We start from the raw sequence: 16,572 nt of genomic DNA on the forward strand, positions 1-16,572 counted from the left end.
TGGGCGTGCATGGATTCAATTGTTTGACATAACATGTTAACGATTTGCTTCACTGGCGTGAGTCACGAAGGGTGAGCGTGCTTAAGGTGTATCTATAGTCTCGCGCGATAAAAGGTGGCGTTGCTTGTCTGGAACTAATGGGTAATTGTGGCATGGGAAGAAAAGGTGAAATGCATTGCGCCGGGCCTGAGGGTGATTCTCCTAAGGTTACTTGTATAACTGTATTTTACAATCGCGCAAGCGGTGTGGCGCAAACGATAAACAGCTTGCTGAACCAAACCTACCGGAATCTGGACATAATAATTGTAGATGACGGCTCGACAGACTCGACCCTTAAAGAGATAAATCGACTTGCCGTAGAATCTAGGATTAGAGTTATCGCCAAAGAAAACTCGGGGTTTACCCGTTCAATGATCCGAGCGATCGAAGCTTCCGACGGTGAGTACATAGCGATTCAGGGCGCCGGGGACGAGTCGCATCCGGAAAGGATTGCGTGTCAGGTACGGTACCTGAAAGAGCATCCCGAGGTCGGAGCTGTAGGTTGTTGGAGAGACAGTGAGAATCTTGAGACTGGGACGCGGAGTGTGCAAAGGCGGACAGAATATGTGCCGGTAGGCGGACTTCTTGCTGCGACTCGGAACCCATTTTCGCAAGGTGAAGTAACTATGTGTCGGGCGGCCTATTTGGAAGCTGGGGGATATCGGTCGTTCTTTCGCTTTCGACAAGATTACGACCTTTGGCTTCGGATGAATGAAGGGTATTCGTTAGCGGTAGTGCCAAGGGTCTTGTACAAAGAGTACGGATGGAAGGGTGGTCTCAGGAACGACCCTTCTTCGATGGTGCTGGCCGCGGGTCTCGCTAGGTTGGCGAAGGTTGCAGCCCTAAGTCGGAGGAGGGAGGGGGTCGATCCGATAGATGCGGACCCTGAGGCGGCGTTCGACTTGTTAGTCGGTGATAAGGAGTATGCCCGGCGTTTGAAAGGGTTGGCGTTTTTCGCAGCGCTGAGGTTCGGAGGGCGAACTGGCGTGATGGTTATCGATGAAGCTTTGCGGGTGGTCCCCAAATGGGATTCGCGGGTTCTCAGATGGTTTTTCATTGCGGGTGAGCGGGGAGATTTTCTGCGCAGAATCGGCGCGGCCATGAATGCCGTACGCATTAAAGTGCGGTCAGCCGGATGACGAAGGGTTTACTCAAACGCTGATTTATCGCCGTTTCCCAGCGGCACATGGATATGCCTGCGGAGTCGACCAGCGCAGGTGGTTTACTCCAGAGCAAGGTGCAAACCGCGTTGTGAGCGTTGCGGGCGCTGAGAAAGCCAGGATGGCGCGCCGCTCTTCACTATTGAGGTGCTGGTATCGTCTGCCCACCGTAAGATCCTCACCTCCCCCCCCCCGTAAGCGGTGTGGGTGTTGCACTTGAAAGCTGAGTCTAAGGGGGCTGGCTAACATGAAGATTGTTATAGGTATGCCGCCGGGAGCGTCGCGGTCGACGCAGAGGTTCCTGGAGCGCTTTCGACAGGTTGCCGAGATAAATAAAATAGTTACGCGGGATGTTTCTCTTGCGGGCTCCAAAGTTTTGAGTGACATTCGCCGTGGCGATCTTTTTGTGTCGCGCTGGGATGATCGATTCCTCGATAGAGAGATTATGGAATACTTCTGCGATGCCGTGGACGGGCAGTTAAGCTTTGGGGTCCTTCCACCCTATGAAGACGTGCGGCGCTATAATAACAAAGCCAGAGTAGAGGCGGTATTGGATAGGCTTGCAATCGAACGGCCACGCGCCATTGTTCTATTTGACCGCTCGGCGGGGATGGGTGCTGTCGATGCGGTTGGCTTGCCATGTGTTGTTAAAACAGCGTGGGGTGCCGGAGGAGTAGGTGTGCGGCTGGTGTCTACGCGAAAGGAGTTTCGTAAAGTAATTCGTAGGTCATTCGGGTCAGGCACTGAGGATGCAATTCGCTCTGGGGTGTTAGGTCTTCCGTTATCATTCGAAGATGCGAAAGTGCGGGTTGTCAAGGGTTTTCGGCGCATACTCTCGAACATGGGGGTTAGGCAGTTGGGGCGCGTCCCAATTCCACCATATGAGCCGAGATTGCCGGGTCCCCTTGTTGTGCAGGAATTCATACCGGCGAATTTGGCGGATATTCGGATCACCGCGATTGGGGGTCGGTTCTTCGCTTTTCGTCGGTTGGTCCGAGATGACGGGTACCGGGCGTCGGGTAGTGGCCGGATCAGTTATGACCTAGATTCGGAGGTCGAACGGGCTATAATCGCTGCGAAGAATATTCATTCGGCGCTTGGCTTCGAATGTATGGCATACGATTTTCTGATTTCGGAGGGTGGCCAGCCGTTACTTATTGAGATGAATTATACGTTTTATGACCGGGCCGTGTACCGATGTCCTGGGTATTGGGATGGCAGCCTAAATTGGGAACAAGGGCAATATTGGCCGCAGGCGCTTCTTTTGAGGGATCGCTTGGGGCCCGGTCACATAAAAGAGCTTCGCGTTTAACGATGGTCTTCGGTGTGCTGAAAAATGGAGTGTGCGCAGGTTTGGGGGTGTTGGTTTCGTGAGGACTTTGCACACTATAACAGGCTTGGGACAGGGGGGCGCCGAACGGCAGTTGGCGAGCCTGGTGTCCGTCTACCCGGAGGAGTCCGCTATTTTCTCGCTCAAGGAACCGGGCGTGATGGCGGAAGAAGTCCGGAAGGCGGGGGTCCCCATCTACACCGGGGGTGTGGGGCGAAGCGTTTCGCCCGCCTGGATGCCGAAGCTACGGGGGGCCATACGAGAACTCCGGCCGGATGTGGTGATGGGCTGGATGTACCACGGCAACCTGGCGGCGTCGCTCACACGGCGGCTGGGGCACCGGGGACCGATCGTCTGGAACGTGCGCCATTCCGTGCATGACTTGGGCCGGGAGAAGCTGAGCACGCGCTGGGTGATCCGGGCCGGCGCCTGGTGTGCCAGGTCCCCGGCGCGCATCATCTATAACAGTGCAACCGCCGCAGAACAGCATGAAGGCTTCGGGTATCCCTCCGATAAGCGTGTTGTGCTTCCCAATGGCTTTGACCTTGAACGGTTCAAGCCCGATCCGGATGCGCGGGAGGCCCGGCGAGCCGCGCTCGGGGTTCCAGCCGACCGGTTTCTGTTAGGGGTGGTGGGCCGCGCCCATCCGATGAAGAACCATCTTGGATGGCTGCAGGCATTGCAGATGTTGGTAGCTGATGGATTACCGGTGCATTGCGTAATGGCCGGTACCGGGGTGGCGGAACCCGAAGGGCCGGTGGCGACTGCCGTGCGGGAAGCCGGTCTGGAATCGGCCGTCACGCTTCTTCCGCCTACGGACTCTCCCGAATCACTCTACCCGGCCCTCGACCTTCTGGTGATGCCCTCACTGTGGGGTGAGGGTTTCCCGAATGTGGTGGGTGAGGCGATGGGGTGTGGTGTGCCGGCACTGGTGACGGATGTCGGAGATGCGGCCTCTGTCGTTGGTGAGACCGGGTTTGTGGCCAAATCGGGCGATGCGGAGGTGCTGGCTAGTCGGGTGCGGTTGGCGCTCGGCCATGGCCGGGAGGGGCTGGGTCGCCTGGGCGCGGATGCTCAAGAGCGCATGTTGGGGTGTTACGGGCTGGAATCGGTGGCTCAACGCTACCGTTCATTGTGTAGCGGTCTGGTCGGTGAGTGGGGCTTGGATGAGTGACGTTACTGTGCGGTTTGGTTTGCCCCGTCGACCGAGCGCCAATGGATGGCTGGGTCAATGACTTATACCGACATTCCAACCAATTCAGTCGAGTTATTGCTTACGGCCTGTCTGTTGGCCGGCATCGTCCTGGCGGTCTTGTATGCGGGGCATTCTCGCCGAGGGTATTTGTTGCCGCTGCTCGCGGCCTTCGGGGTGCGGGTTGCGGCGGGGATTGTTCATCGGTTCATGGTGGTACTTCCGCAAGGGGGGGCGGATGCCGTCAGGTTCGAACGTCGGGCATGGGAGTGGGCGCAGAGCGGGTGCGGGAACCTGGGAGAGCATCTGAACCTGGGCGCCTCGTATGTGCACAGCTGGGTCATCGGAAATGTCTATGCGTGTACGGACCGGGCTCCCCTGGTGTTTCAATCCGTCAATATCGGGCTTGGGCTGGCGACCGTTTATCTGGTAGGGCGCATTGCCGAAGAGCTCTGGGACCGCAAGGCGGGTGTGCGCGCCATGTGGGTGGCGGCGCTTTTCCCCATCCTGGTCATTAACGCTGCGGTTCCGCTGCGGGAGGTGTGGTTCACGGCGTTTTTCCTGCTTGGGATGCTCTGGCTGGTGCGCTGGGTGCGGTCCGGAAGGATGATTTATCTGATCGGAGCCGTGGGAGTCATTCTGGCGGCGGGCATTATCCATGGCGGGGCCGTGTTCGCGATTGTGGCGGTTGCGTTGGTGCTTGCTGGCTGGGCCTTGCGGGAGGTGCTGAGGGGCACTTTCCATGGACGGGTTCGGGCCAGTGTGGTGGGAGGCGGGGTCGTTCTGGTCTCAGCGGGGTTGGCCGGCTTTCTCGCGTTCGGCGATATGCGGTTTTCTAGTATCGGCGAGGTCGGCGCGGTGATGGAGCGCGCGGAAACCCTCGATGAGAGGGCGGCGGCCGCTCGTGGAGGGAGCGCTTATCCGGGGTATCTTGTTCCAGCCAACGATCTCCACGCGCTGGTGCTCACGCCCATCCGGATGGGTTATCTCCTGGTGGGGCCGCCGCCATGGGAGGTGCGCGCTGCTTTTCATTTGTTTGGCATGCTCGATGGCTTGCTGTATCTGGCATTGATGGTGCTGCTGCTTCGTTATTGGCGCGATTGGTGGAGCCGGCCGGAATACCGGCTTTTGCTCGTGGTATTTCTGGCGCTCGCTGTGGTGTTCGCATGGGGAGTCAATAATTTTGGTACTGGCGTTCGGCACCGGGCCAAGTTCCTGGGGATATTGCTTGCGTTGGGGGCGGGTCTGCTGGGGCGCCGAAGGTGGCGGCTGGAACGGTTGGAGGCGCTGCGAAACCGGAGGGTCTACGGCGGGCGTAGGACAGATGGCGAGGGTTCCGCACCTTCGCGTGCGAGCACGCTCCTACGGCGCGTGGGATGGGTTCAGTAACTAAGGAATGGATATGAAGGACTTTGAGGATGTGCGCATTGCGGTGATCGGCCTGGGCTACGTGGGCCTGCCGCTGGCGGCGGAGTTCGGGCGGGTGTTGCCCACGCTGGGGTTTGATATCGACGCGCAGCGGGTGGACGAGCTGAACCGGGGGCATGATCGCACGCGGGAGGTGGAGCCGGAGGAGCTGGCGGCGGCCGCGCAGCTGGGGATGACGGCGGACCCGGCGGCGCTGGCGGGCTGCAATGTGTTCATCGTGACGGTGCCCACGCCGATTGATGCGCACCGGCGGCCGGACCTGGGGCCGCTGCTGGCGGCCAGCCGTACCGTGGGGCGGGCGCTGAATGATGGCGACGTGGTGATCTACGAGTCCACGGTGTATCCCGGGGCCACGGAGGAGAACTGCGCGCCGGTACTGGCGGCGGAATTCGGCCTGACGGTGAACGAGGGGTTCTTTCTGGGCTACAGCCCGGAGCGAGTGAACCCGGGGGACAAGGCGCATCGTATTCCGGACATCGTGAAGGTGACCTCCGGTTCCACGCCGGAGGTGGCGCGCTTTGTGGACGAGCTGTACGCGCGCATCATCCGCGCGGGCACGCATCCGGCGCCGAGCATTCGCGTGGCGGAGGCGGCCAAGGTGATCGAGAACACCCAGCGGGATGTGAACATTGCGTTGGTGAACGAGCTGTCGCTGCTGTTCGACCGGCTGGAGCTGGATACCGAGGCGGTGCTGGCGGCGGCGGGCACCAAGTGGAACTTTCTGCCGTTCCGGCCCGGGCTGGTGGGCGGGCACTGCATCGGGGTGGACCCGTATTACCTGACGCACAAGCATATCGGAAAGGACGTTACTGTATGAAGGTTCTAGTCACCGGCGCAGCCGGCTTCATCGGCTACCACACGGCCTGCGCACTTCTTGAGCGCGGAGACACCGTGGTCGGCCTCGACAACCTCAACCCCTATTACGACCCGACCCTTAAGGAAGCGCGCCTTGCGCGGCTGCGGGCGTACGACAACTTCCGGTTCGTACACATGGACCTCGCTGACCGCGAGGGCATGGCGGAGCTCTTCCGCAAAGAGGGCTTCCAGCGGGTCATCCACCTGGCCGCCCAGGCCGGCGTGCGCCACTCGCTCACCGACCCGTACAGCTATGTGGATAGCAATGTGATGGGCACGCTGAATGTGCTCGAGGGGTGCCGCTACAACGACGTGGAGCATCTGACGTTCGCATCAACCAGCTCCGTCTACGGCTCCCATACCGATATGCCCTTCAGCGTCCATCGGCACACCGACCATCCGCTGGCCATCTACGCCGCCACCAAGAAGGCCACTGAGCACATGGCGCATAGCTATGCGCACCTCTATCGACTGCCCTGTACCGGGCTGCGCTTTTTCACCGTGTACGGGCCGTGGGGGCGACCGGATATGGCCCTCTTTCTCTTCACCCGCAGCATGCTCGCTGGCGAGTCGATTGATATCTACAACCACGGCAACCACCGGCGCGACTTCACCTACGTCGATGACATCGTCGACGGCGTTATCCGGGCCTCGGACCATATCGCTACGCCGGAGCCCGGCTGGGATCCGACGCAGCCCGATACAGCCACCTCGGATGCCCCCTGGCGGCTCTACAACATCGGCGCCGCCGAGCCGGTGCCCCTGATGCGTTTTGTCGAGGTCTTGGAGAAGGAACTTGGCATTGAGGCGGAGAAGCGCTTCCACCCCCTCCAGCCCGGTGACGTACCCGAGACGCACGCCGATGTCTCCGACCTCACCCGGGACACCGGCTATCAGCCTCAGGTGAGTGTCGAGGAAGGCGTGAAACGATTCGTCGAGTGGTACCGTTGGTACCATCAGGTTTAAGGAGCAAGCTGTGAGTCAGACCAAGGATTTGCGGGTCGCCATTATCGGGCTCGGCTACGTGGGGCTGCCGCTGGCGGTTGCATTCGGCGAGCATCGCCCGGTGGTCGGCTTTGATGTCAACGCGCAGCGCGTGGCCGAGCTACGCAGCGGGCGGGACCGCACGCTCGAGGTACCGGAGGATGAGCTCGCCCAGGCCCAGGGACTCCACGTCACCGATGAGCCCCAGGATCTGGCCGACTGCAACTGCTACATCGTCACCGTCCCGACTCCCCTAGACGGTCACCAGCGCCCTGATCTCACACCGCTGCTCAAGGCCAGCGAGACCGTCGGGCGGGTCCTAAAGCGCGGCGATATCGTCATCTACGAGTCCACCGTCTACCCTGGGGCCACCGAGGACGACTGCGTGCCAGTGCTTGAACAAACCTCGGGGCTGCGGTTCAACGAGGATTTCTTCGTCGGTTACAGCCCGGAACGGATCAACCCCGGTGACCGAACCCATCGGCTGGCGACCATCGTTAAAGTGACCGCCGGCTCTACGGCGCAGATCGCCGAGCGCATCGACGCCCTTTACCGCGAGGTGGTCACTGCCGGCACCCACCGGGCGAGCAGCATCCGCGTCGCTGAGGCGGCGAAGGTGATCGAGAACACCCAGCGCGATGTGAACATCGCCCTGATCAATGAGCTGGCGATGCTCTTCAACCGCCTCGGCATCGACACGCAGGAGGTGCTGGAAGCTGCCGGCTCGAAGTGGAACTTCCTGCCCTTTCGCCCCGGCCTGGTCGGCGGGCACTGCATCGGCGTCGATCCGTACTACCTCACCCACAAGGCCCAGGCCATCGGTCACCACCCGGAAATGATCCTCGCTGGCCGACGGATCAACGACGGTATGGGCGCCTACGTGGCCGGCCGGCTGGTCAAGGCCATGCTGCAGAACGGCTCCCGCGTGCAAGGGGCCCGCGTGCTTGTCATGGGGCTGACCTTTAAAGAGAACACCCCGGATCTGCGCAACAGCCGTGCCATCGACATCATCACCGAACTCGAGGATTACGGCCTGCGAGTCGATGCCTACGACCCATGGGTCCAGCCGGAAGAGGCCCAGGACGAGTTTGACCGTACGCCGATCCTTACCCCGGAGCCCGGGTCCTATGATGGCGTCGTAATCGCGGTCGGCCACCGGGATTTCGTGGAGTTAGGGGCCGAGGGGATTCGCGCCCTGGGCCGCGATCCGCACGTGCTCTACGACCTCAAGCACATCCTGCCGCGCGAGGCGAGTGACCTGCGGTTGTAGCTTCAACAAGGAGAATCCCCTTGAGGATCGTCGTCATCGGCAGTTTAGCCCGATCCCTTATCAACTTCCGCGGCCCTATGCTCCGAGAACTGCGGGCGCGCGGACATCAAGTCATCGCGTGTGCACCGGACGCACAGCAGGATGTCCGAGAGGAACTGCAGCGGCTTGACGTCGACTACCATGACATACCGCTCTCGCGCGCCGGCATGAACCCCACCCAGGACCTGCGCACATTGAAATATCTGCGACGTTTCTTCCTCGAAACTCAGCCCGATGCCGTCCTGGCCTACACCATCAAGCCGGTTATTTGGGGCCTCTTGGCCGCGCGATTTGCCGGCGTCCCTCAACGCTACGCCATGATCACAGGACTCGGTTACGCGTTTCTACAAGGGGACGGTGTACGTCAGCGACTTATTCAAAGCCTGGTCACAAAACTATATCGAAGCTCATTAAAAGGAGCCACTGGGATTTTTTTTCAGAACCCGGACGATCAGACTGAATTCCAAGAGCGAAGCTTGATCTCCTCCGAGACCTCTATTCACAGAATTCATGGCTCCGGCGTCGATCTAAAGTACTTCTCCCCCTCCCCTCTCCCGAAAAACAACGCTACTTTCCTTCTCATTGCGCGTCTCTTGGGCGACAAAGGGATTCGAGAGTATCAGCAAGCGGCCCGAGATTTGAAAAAGCGGTACCCGGGCACACGGTTTCTCCTCGCCGGGCCGCTGGATAACAATCCTAGCGCTATTTCCGAAGAAGAGCTAGGAGAATGGAAAGAATCAGGCGATCTAGAATATCTCGGACCACTTTCCGACGTGAGGGGCGCTCTGTCAACCTGCACGGTCTATGTATTGCCGTCATACAGAGAGGGGACACCACGCACGGTCCTTGAAGCTATGGCCACCGGCCGCGCGATCATCACCACGGATGCCCCGGGGTGCCGAGAGACCGTCGAGCCGGGTGTTAACGGCGTGCTTGTGCCTCCGCGCGACACCGCAGCGCTCGCGGAGGCTATGGAGACATTTATCCATGAGCCTGAACGCGCTGAACGGATGGGGCGCGAGAGCTTGCGCCTCGCCCGCGAGCGGTATGCTGTTGAGAAGGTGAATGCAACCATCTTAAGCGGCATGGGACTGAGTACCCCGCAGGGCCACGACTGATGGAACGGATCGCTTACCTCATCAAGCACCGGTTCCCCTCCGTTTTCCGGTTCATCGAGACGCTCGCGCGCATGGTGACGGCGCTCCGCTATGGCCGCTCGGCACAGCGAGCCCTCAGCCAGGCGCGAATTGAGGGGCAAGTCCGAGGGGCTCCCGCCGTGATCCGCCCGCTAAACCTGTCGGATGCGGTCACACTTCACGAGTTCCTGAACAGGCTTCCGGAAGAGCATGTGGAGCACTTTCATCCCCATGGGTTCGAGCAACAGGTGCTTGGCTCGATCATTCAGTCTCGGGCCTACATGACCTACGGGTTGTTCGTTGACGAGGAACTTGTCGGTTATGCGCTGCTCAAGCTGGCACCCACTGGCTCCGCCTACATTGGGCGTTTACTCCACCCCCAATACGCAGGCATGGGACTGGGTTCTTTGTTAGCGACCTACCTCTACTGGCAAGCAAGCACGGCCGGGCTCCGTCCTCGCTCGACGATCAGCAAGCAGAACGAGGCTTCTCTGGGCTCCCACCGAGCGGCAGGCAGCTTTCGAGTGGTATCGGAGTTGCCGAACGACTACCTGTTGATCGAGTTCCCGTCCGAGCAACGAGACGCGCCGGCTCTGGACATCCAGTAGCCTGGCAACTCGGTGGTTGCCATCTTCCGATCATAGCAGCGACAGGTTTGCCCAGTGCACGAACCACTTCAAGAAACGATTCGCAGCCTCTACGGCAACGGCTTCATCCCCCTCCACCGCCCCCTTTTCGAAGGCGACGAGAAGCAGTACCTCGTTGAGTGCATCGACTCCAACTTCGTCTCCTCCGTCGGGGAGCGGGTGACGGAGTTTGAGGAGCGGATCGCCCGGTTCGTCGGGGCACGACACGCGGTTGCAACGGTTAACGGCACAGCAGCGCTCCACGCCGCGCTAGTCGTCGCTGGCGTTCGGCCGGGGGACGAAGTGCTCACTCAGGCACTGACCTTCGTCGCTACCTGCAACGCCGTCGCGTACACCGGTGCCCATCCCGTCTTCGTGGATGTGGATACCGACACCCTGGGGCTCTCACCCGAGGCCGTGCGGCGCTTCCTGGCCGAAGAGACGGAGCGTGGGGCGGATGGCACCCGGGTCAATCGCACCACCGGCCGGCGTGTTGCGGCCTGCCTGCCCATGCACACCTTCGGGCATCCGTGCCGGATCGATGAGCTGGTCGCGGTCTGTGACGAGTACGGAATCCCGGTGGTCGAGGACGCGGCCGAGTCGCTGGGCAGCTGTTCGGGGGAGCGGCACACCGGCACCTTTGGCCGGTTGGGGACACTGAGCTTCAACGGCAACAAGGTCATCACCACCGGCGGCGGCGGCATGATCGTCACCGACGACGACGAACTGGCCGCCCGCGCCCGGCACCTGACCACCACCGCCAAGGCGCCCCACGGCTACGAGTTCTACCACGACGAGCTCGGGTACAATTACCGGATGCCGAACCTCAACGCCGCCTTGGGCTGCGCACAGATGGACCGGCTGCCCGACATCCTCGCCGCCAAGCGCGAGGTGGCGCGGCGCTACGAGGCCTTCTTCGCCGATCAACTGGCGACGTTCATCAAGGAGCGGGCCGGGACCACGGCCAACTACTGGCTCAACGCCATCCTAGTCGGCTCCCGCGATGAGCGAGACGCGCTGCTTAAGGCCACCAACGATGCCGGCGTCATGACCCGGCCCATCTGGCAACTGATGATCCACCTGCCCATGTACCAGCACTGCCAGCACGACGGCCTCGCCAACTCCCGCTGGCTGGAGGATCGCATCGTCAACCTGCCCTCGTCAGTTCCGGCGGGGTGGTTGGCCTAGTGGCAGTCGAAGGGCGATCCTAAAGGGGTACCCGGACTCCGCCGACATCATCGGGCGGCACCGGGCCAGCGCAAAGGGCTGGCGGCGAAGGCCGTCAATATAATGTAGGCTGATGAGCCAATTCTCCATTGTTCCGATGGAGTTTGGTGCAGGAGCTGTCTGATGAGTGTTGCCGCGCTTCCAAAAGTGGATCAATTACAAAACGACTGGCTGGCGGAGCTTCCGACGGAGCGCTTCTGGCAAGTTCAGGGCGGGCACTTTGCTGGCAAGAGCACCCTTCTACGTCGGCTCGCGGCATCGGCCAGTGATGAAGGGTATGTCGCGGTTCTGGTTCAGCCACCCGAGCGAGCTCCGGATGCGGGTATGGCCGCGATGCTAGATGTGGCACACGGGCTCGCGGCCGCCGAACTGATCGACGAAGATGATCTCGCTCACGTTCGTGACGGGGGGCGACCCTGGGCCGACAAGCTAAATGATCTGGAGCGATGGCTGAAGTCGGACCCCGAGCGTGTGGTTCTGCTCTGTGATGATCCAGCGCGCTGGTCATACAGAAGCAACAAGGATTCGGATCACTTCCGCAAGCAGACCGACGAGGTCGTGGAGCGGTTGATGTCCGCCCCGTGCCGCACGGTGGTAACCGGCAAGCCATACCATTCCCGGCAGCCGGGGAGACGCCGCTGGTCCCTCCCGACTGCATCGGCCGGTGTACCGTGGCTGCGGGAAGGAACCGAATGGGGTGAACTAGCCGGTGTTGCCAAGGAACTGGCCGCGCAGGACTTGTCGGGTTTGGCCGAGCGATCGGCGTTGGAGGTGCGGTTACTGGTGGCGCTGGCCGCCATCCGTTCGCCCGAGGAGGTTAGGCGCTGGTGGGGGACGGGGCGCGAGCGCCGCAGGCTCACCGAGGAACTGATCGCGGCGCTGGAGAACACCCAGGAAGCGCGGGCGTTACTGGAGACTTGGGGTCGTTTGGGGCTTGTACGCCGACCTTTGGATGAGCCGATGCTTGAGGCGCTTGAGGCCCCGACGGATTGGTGGGGTCAACTGCTCCGGCACTGTCTGCTCTTCGAGGAACAGGGGGTCTATCGTCTTCATGAGTTGTTGAAGGCGGATGCTCGCAACCATAACTTGTGGCTGGATTCGGAGGGGGTACGCGAAACCCACGCGCGGTTGCACCGGATCTATCGGGACCGCTTTGAGGCGCGAGAGACTGGAGACGGCCAGGCGCTGGTTGAGGAGTGTGAGGCCTTCCATCACGGCATGCACTCCGGCGATAGGCAACTTATGGAGGCAGCCCGGCCCTTTTTTGCCACTCAGCTGGATATCCTGGGCCGAACGCTGTCTCGTGACCACGAGGATTTCGAGGGCGCGGCTCACGTATTCGAGCGGGCGTTGAACTGGGAGCCGGAAGATGATTACGCCCACCATTACCGGGCTTACAACCTGGATATCGTGGCCCAGGACCCCGCGATCGTGGAGTATCACTACCAACGTGCCATCGAACTCGAGCCGGACAACGTTTGGTGGCATTCGCGCTGGGTCAATTATCTGATCACCCGGGGGCGGATGCAGGCGGCCCAAGGGGCGTGGAGACAGGCCCTGGATCAGTTCGAATTGCCGGATCCGGACGCGGATCCGGTTATCTACGGCAGCCTGCATATCTGGGTGGCCCGACTGTTGCTGCATCGCGGTCAGTTGGACATGGCGCGGGAGGTGCTTGACGGGATCCCGGCGGGGGAATTCCGCGACGATCCGGCCAAGACGGCCCTCAAGCGGCGCCTTGATGCCCTGATTCAGGCGCGACGGGGCGAGGTGGTCTTCCCGCTGAACATTCCTTTGGAGCATCAGTGGCAGGGGCCTCATGTGGCCCCTGCTTGCCACTCGGATTGCGCGCTGGTCCGCTGGATTCCAGCGCGTGTGGATGCGGTCTCTGAAAGTGCCGTAATACTGCAGGCGGCGGATGTTCCACAGCACAGCCAGGAGGCGCCGGTCATTGGTAAACTGGAATTGAGTGTAGAGCAGTTCAACACTTTTTCGGATGATCTGGCGGCGAATGATCTGGAGGCCGGGCGCTTCCTGGAGCTAGCGTGGTATGAAGGTTCGGAGCAGCCGCTGATACGGGCGTATCCGGCTGAAGGCTGGCGGGATCCGGATCTGCCGCCGCTCTTCCCGGACCCGGCTCGCTACCTGCGCGCGTCCGGCTGGGTAAGATGACACTTGAGCTGAGGGATAGTCTTCTCTATTGCATTGTTTTCGGGCCCGGATATGGGGAGAGCATCCTGCTGCGCACTCCGGACCAGCAGTGGATCGTGGTGGATGGTTGTCGTCAGCCAGGCGCGGGAAGTGCTAGCAGTCCGGCCGAGCGGCTCCTGAGTGAAAAGGGGGCGCGCTGGTCTGCCGTCTTACTCACTCACCCGCACGAGGACCATGCCGTGGGGCTCGATGACGTCCTGGCGATGGAAGATGCCAGCGGGCCGGTCGGATGTTGCCCGGTCGCGCTGACGCCTTCCTCGCCTTGGATGAATTCCATGGACGCCGAGGAGCATCTTCGCCGCGGGGCTATGGAGCAGGTTCTGGCGGCAATCCATGATCGTTGGGAAACCGACCCCGAGTGTCGTTGGGAACTGTACCGGGGGGGACAGCGCCAGTTTGGTGATGTGAATCTGACTGTCCTCCATCCGGACGAGCAAGAGTGTCTGTCGGGGAAAAGCCCGAACCAGCTGGCCTCCGCGTTGTTGATCGAGTGGCGAGGGTGCCGGATCTTGTTGGGGGCCGATGTGGAGCATGATGGCTGGGAGTCGATCCGGAGGCATTTCTCGGAACTGGGCCACCATGCCGCCCTGAAATATCCTCACCACGGATCTAGTGGCGCCTTTCACACCGCATTTGCGGAAGGAGGGGGCCACCGCACCTGGGTCATAACACCCTGGAATCGGGGGGCAGGCCTGCCACGGTACGATGATGGTGAAGGCCTGGATCAGGCGCTAGCTTTTTGCCCGGAAATCCATCTGACGGGGCTACCTATTCGGCATGATCTCCAGGGGCACGTACCGTACCATACCACCCGCGAAGCGCTTCGGGATGGACTGGACCCCTCTCCTGTCGAGCGGCAGTTGGCCGGGGGGCTAACCCTTGCCTTTCATCACGACGCGGGGCCATTGAGCCACTATGTTGCCGCCGGCTTCGATGAGAATGGGCGGCGACAGGATATCCAGCACGGAGCGGGTACGGTCGTAGTAACTGGGGAGCCATCGGGGCCCGGGGAAAGAGATGAAAGATAGTGGCGGCCCCGGACTGTCCTGCATCGGAGCCGACGGGAGCGGTGGTTGAGGCGTTCAATTATCACCGCCTACTATGCACTGTTCAATCTTTTGGCGAGATTGTTTTGAAACTTCGACCCATGGTTTTGTGTTGAATGGATGTATTGTCACTCATCGGGCGCGATGCGCCCCTGTTCGATGAAGACGTAAGTGCCAATGAGGCCGCACTCTCCGGGCGGGTCAGCGGCGGCCGCTTTCTGGTGATCGGTGGTGCCGGGTCCATCGGCCAGGCGGTGGTCCGAGAGATCTTCCGCCGCAACCCGGCCGCGCTGCATGTGGTCGACATCAGCGAGAACAACCTCGTCGAGCTCGTCCGCGACCTGCGCAGCACCCTCGGCTACATCGACGGGGACTTCCGCACCTTCGCCGTGGACGCCGGCTCGGCCCCCTTCGATGCCCTCATGCGCGATGTGGACGGCTACGACTACGTGCTCAACCTCTCCGCGCTCAAACACGTGCGCTCGGAGAAGGACCCCTACAGCCTGATGCGCATGGTGGCGGTGAACATCGAGAACACCCTGCGCACGGCGCGCTGGGCCCGGGAGAAGGGGGCGAACAAATACTTCTGCGTCTCGACCGACAAGGCCGCCGCCCCGGCCAACATGATGGGCGCAAGCAAGCGCATCATGGAGCTCTTCCTCATGCGCGAGAGCGAGACCCTACCCGTCTCCATGGCGCGCTTCGCCAACGTGGCCTTCTCCGATGGCAGCCTGCTCCACGGCTTCAACCAGCGGCTGCTCAAGCGCCAGCCCATCTCCGCGCCCAACGACGTGCGCCGCTACTTCGTCACCGACCGGGAATCCGGCGAGCTGTGCCTGCTCTCCTGCCTGCTCGGCGAGAACCGCGATATCTTCTTCCCCAAGCTCAGCGAGCGGCTGCATCTGACCACCTTCTCGGAGATTGCCGAGCGCTACCTGGCCGCCCTGGGCTACGAGGCGGTGCCGTGCGCCAGCGAGGACGAGGCGCGGGCCAGCGTGGAGGCCCTCGCCGCGCGGGGGCAGTGGCCTTGCTACTTCTTCGCCAGCGACACCACCGGCGAGAAGGACTTCGAGGAGTTCTACACCGAGGATGAAGACCTGGACTGGGAGCGCTTCGAGCGCCTGGGCGTGATCCGCAATCCGGCCGAGTACGAAGCCGACAAGCTTGACCGCTTCCTGCAGGCCATCCACGACCTGCGCGCCGCCGGGCGCTGGGAGAAGGCCGACCTCGTCGCCCTCTTCCACGAGATGGTCCCGGAGTTCGCCCACAAGGAGACCGGCCGCTACCTGGACAACCGGATGTAGTCCGCCTGTTACCACGATGGTAAGATTGAGGAATGTTAGCCAGTACCACGGCACGCCACCCGAAGAAGGCGATGATCGGCGCATACGGTGACTTGATCCTGCTGGTCTCCTGCCACTTGTCCAGAGGGTGACGAAGATGACGAACGAGCACGACAAGCAGCTCTGCCCGATCTGCGGTGAGGGACACCTCACCGAGCACTGGGACGAGTGCGAGATCGAGCACCGGGGGCATTCACAAATGCGCCCCTCCTTCTTCTCGGTCTGCGACGCCTGCGGATCGGAACAAACGACCGCCGAGCAGGCGCGGCGTAACAAGCGGGATGCCATTGCCTTCCGCAAGCAGGTAGATGGGCTACTGACCGGGCAAGAAGTGCGAGCGGTGCGTGAGAAGCTGGGGTTGAGCCAGCAGCAGGCTGCGGAGCTCTTCGGGGGCGGCCCAGTGGCCTTTTCCAAATATGAGAACGACGAGGTAGCGCAGTCCGAGTCCATGGACCGGTTGCTGCGGCTGGCCAGTGAGCTCCCCGATGTAGCGATGTGGCTCTCCGCCTATGCGGGAGCGACTGCACAAACGGCGCCAGCGCAGCGGAAACACACCATCCGCTTCCAGGTCAATGTCAGCAATCGGCCGCCCCTCCTAGAAGATATTTTGACGCGCGGCGTGGTTACTAACAGTCTAGAAAGTGTTGCCAGTATGTGGTAGCGTGTCTAGATGAAATGTAAACGCT

General features: G+C 61.5%; 12 protein-coding genes and 2 pseudogenes. All 14 read left to right on the forward strand.

All coding sequences use genetic code 11. The features are described from left to right. Positions 1 to 170 precede the first annotated feature (170 nt). A pseudogene (locus tag LRG10_RS13305) lies at positions 171 to 782 on the forward strand (glycosyltransferase family 2 protein); the annotation flags it as partial. 3 nt (positions 783 to 785) lie between these two features. Next, entirely contained in the window at positions 786 to 1,178 is a 393-nt protein-coding gene (locus LRG10_RS13310; RefSeq protein ID WP_238635762.1) for a hypothetical protein, read from the forward strand. Positions 1,179 to 1,446: 268 nt separating this feature from the next. Further along, entirely contained in the window at positions 1,447 to 2,511 is a 1,065-nt protein-coding gene (locus LRG10_RS12810) for a RimK family alpha-L-glutamate ligase (protein WP_238635763.1), read from the forward strand. A 58-nt stretch (positions 2,512 to 2,569) separates the two neighbouring features. Beyond that, positions 2,570 to 3,703 carry a glycosyltransferase gene (locus LRG10_RS12815; RefSeq protein WP_238635764.1) on the forward strand — a complete coding sequence of 378 codons (1,134 nt, stop codon included), beginning with the start codon at positions 2,570 to 2,572 and terminating at the stop codon, positions 3,701 to 3,703. Positions 3,704 to 3,760: 57 nt separating this feature from the next. Continuing rightward, a complete protein-coding gene (locus LRG10_RS12820) occupies positions 3,761 to 5,110 on the forward strand; it encodes a glycosyltransferase family 39 protein (RefSeq protein WP_238635765.1) in 1,350 nt (449 codons plus the stop codon). Positions 5,111 to 5,141: 31 nt separating this feature from the next. Further along, positions 5,142 to 6,967: pseudogene (locus tag LRG10_RS13315) on the forward strand (nucleotide sugar dehydrogenase); the annotation flags it as partial. A gap of 13 nt (positions 6,968 to 6,980) precedes the next feature. Then, positions 6,981 to 8,258 (forward strand): Vi polysaccharide biosynthesis UDP-N-acetylglucosamine C-6 dehydrogenase TviB, encoded by a 1,278-nt coding sequence (gene tviB, locus LRG10_RS12835; protein WP_238635767.1) that lies wholly within the window; start codon positions 6,981 to 6,983, stop codon positions 8,256 to 8,258. Positions 8,259 to 8,278: 20 nt separating this feature from the next. After that, positions 8,279 to 9,415 (forward strand): glycosyltransferase family 4 protein, encoded by a 1,137-nt coding sequence (locus LRG10_RS12840; protein WP_238635768.1) that lies wholly within the window; start codon positions 8,279 to 8,281, stop codon positions 9,413 to 9,415. Next, positions 9,415 to 10,041 (forward strand): GNAT family N-acetyltransferase, encoded by a 627-nt coding sequence (locus LRG10_RS12845; RefSeq protein WP_238635769.1) that lies wholly within the window; start codon positions 9,415 to 9,417, stop codon positions 10,039 to 10,041. Before LRG10_RS12840 ends, LRG10_RS12845 begins: the two co-directional genes overlap by 1 nt. A 54-nt stretch (positions 10,042 to 10,095) precedes the next feature. Continuing rightward, positions 10,096 to 11,247 carry a LegC family aminotransferase gene (locus LRG10_RS12850; protein ID WP_238635770.1) on the forward strand — a complete coding sequence of 384 codons (1,152 nt, stop codon included), beginning with the start codon at positions 10,096 to 10,098 and terminating at the stop codon, positions 11,245 to 11,247. Between the two features lie 162 nt (positions 11,248 to 11,409). Next, entirely contained in the window at positions 11,410 to 13,458 is a 2,049-nt protein-coding gene (locus tag LRG10_RS12855; protein WP_238635771.1) for a tetratricopeptide repeat protein, read from the forward strand. Continuing rightward, positions 13,455 to 14,525 carry an MBL fold metallo-hydrolase gene (locus LRG10_RS13320; RefSeq protein WP_238641414.1) on the forward strand — a complete coding sequence of 357 codons (1,071 nt, stop codon included), beginning with the start codon at positions 13,455 to 13,457 and terminating at the stop codon, positions 14,523 to 14,525. Before LRG10_RS12855 ends, LRG10_RS13320 begins: the two co-directional genes overlap by 4 nt. A 134-nt stretch (positions 14,526 to 14,659) precedes the next feature. Next, positions 14,660 to 15,847 carry a UDP-N-acetylglucosamine 4,6-dehydratase gene (locus LRG10_RS12860; protein WP_238635772.1) on the forward strand — a complete coding sequence of 396 codons (1,188 nt, stop codon included), beginning with the start codon at positions 14,660 to 14,662 and terminating at the stop codon, positions 15,845 to 15,847. Between the two features lie 136 nt (positions 15,848 to 15,983). Continuing rightward, positions 15,984 to 16,547 carry a type II toxin-antitoxin system MqsA family antitoxin gene (locus LRG10_RS12865; protein ID WP_238635773.1) on the forward strand — a complete coding sequence of 188 codons (564 nt, stop codon included), beginning with the start codon at positions 15,984 to 15,986 and terminating at the stop codon, positions 16,545 to 16,547. Positions 16,548 to 16,572 lie beyond the last annotated feature (25 nt).

The organism is Halorhodospira sp. 9628 (assembly GCF_022228075.1).
Taxonomy (GTDB): domain Bacteria; phylum Pseudomonadota; class Gammaproteobacteria; order Nitrococcales; family Halorhodospiraceae; genus Halorhodospira; species Halorhodospira halophila_A.

Bases quoted from the DNA above. Each gene is read 5' to 3' on its own strand.
- LRG10_RS12810 (WP_238635763.1), top strand. From the start codon at position 1,447: ATGAAGATTGTTATAGGTATGCCGCCGGGAGCGTCGCGGTCGACGCAG.
- LRG10_RS12820 (WP_238635765.1), top strand. From the start codon at position 3,761: ATGACTTATACCGACATTCCAACCAATTCAGTCGAGTTATTGCTTACG.
- LRG10_RS12845 (WP_238635769.1), top strand. From the start codon at position 9,415: ATGGAACGGATCGCTTACCTCATCAAGCACCGGTTCCCCTCCGTTTTC.
- LRG10_RS12855 (WP_238635771.1), top strand. From the start codon at position 11,410: ATGAGTGTTGCCGCGCTTCCAAAAGTGGATCAATTACAAAACGACTGG.
- LRG10_RS13320 (WP_238641414.1), top strand. From the start codon at position 13,455: ATGACACTTGAGCTGAGGGATAGTCTTCTCTATTGCATTGTTTTCGGG.
- LRG10_RS12860 (WP_238635772.1), top strand. From the start codon at position 14,660: ATGGATGTATTGTCACTCATCGGGCGCGATGCGCCCCTGTTCGATGAA.
- LRG10_RS12865 (WP_238635773.1), top strand. From the start codon at position 15,984: ATGACGAACGAGCACGACAAGCAGCTCTGCCCGATCTGCGGTGAGGGA.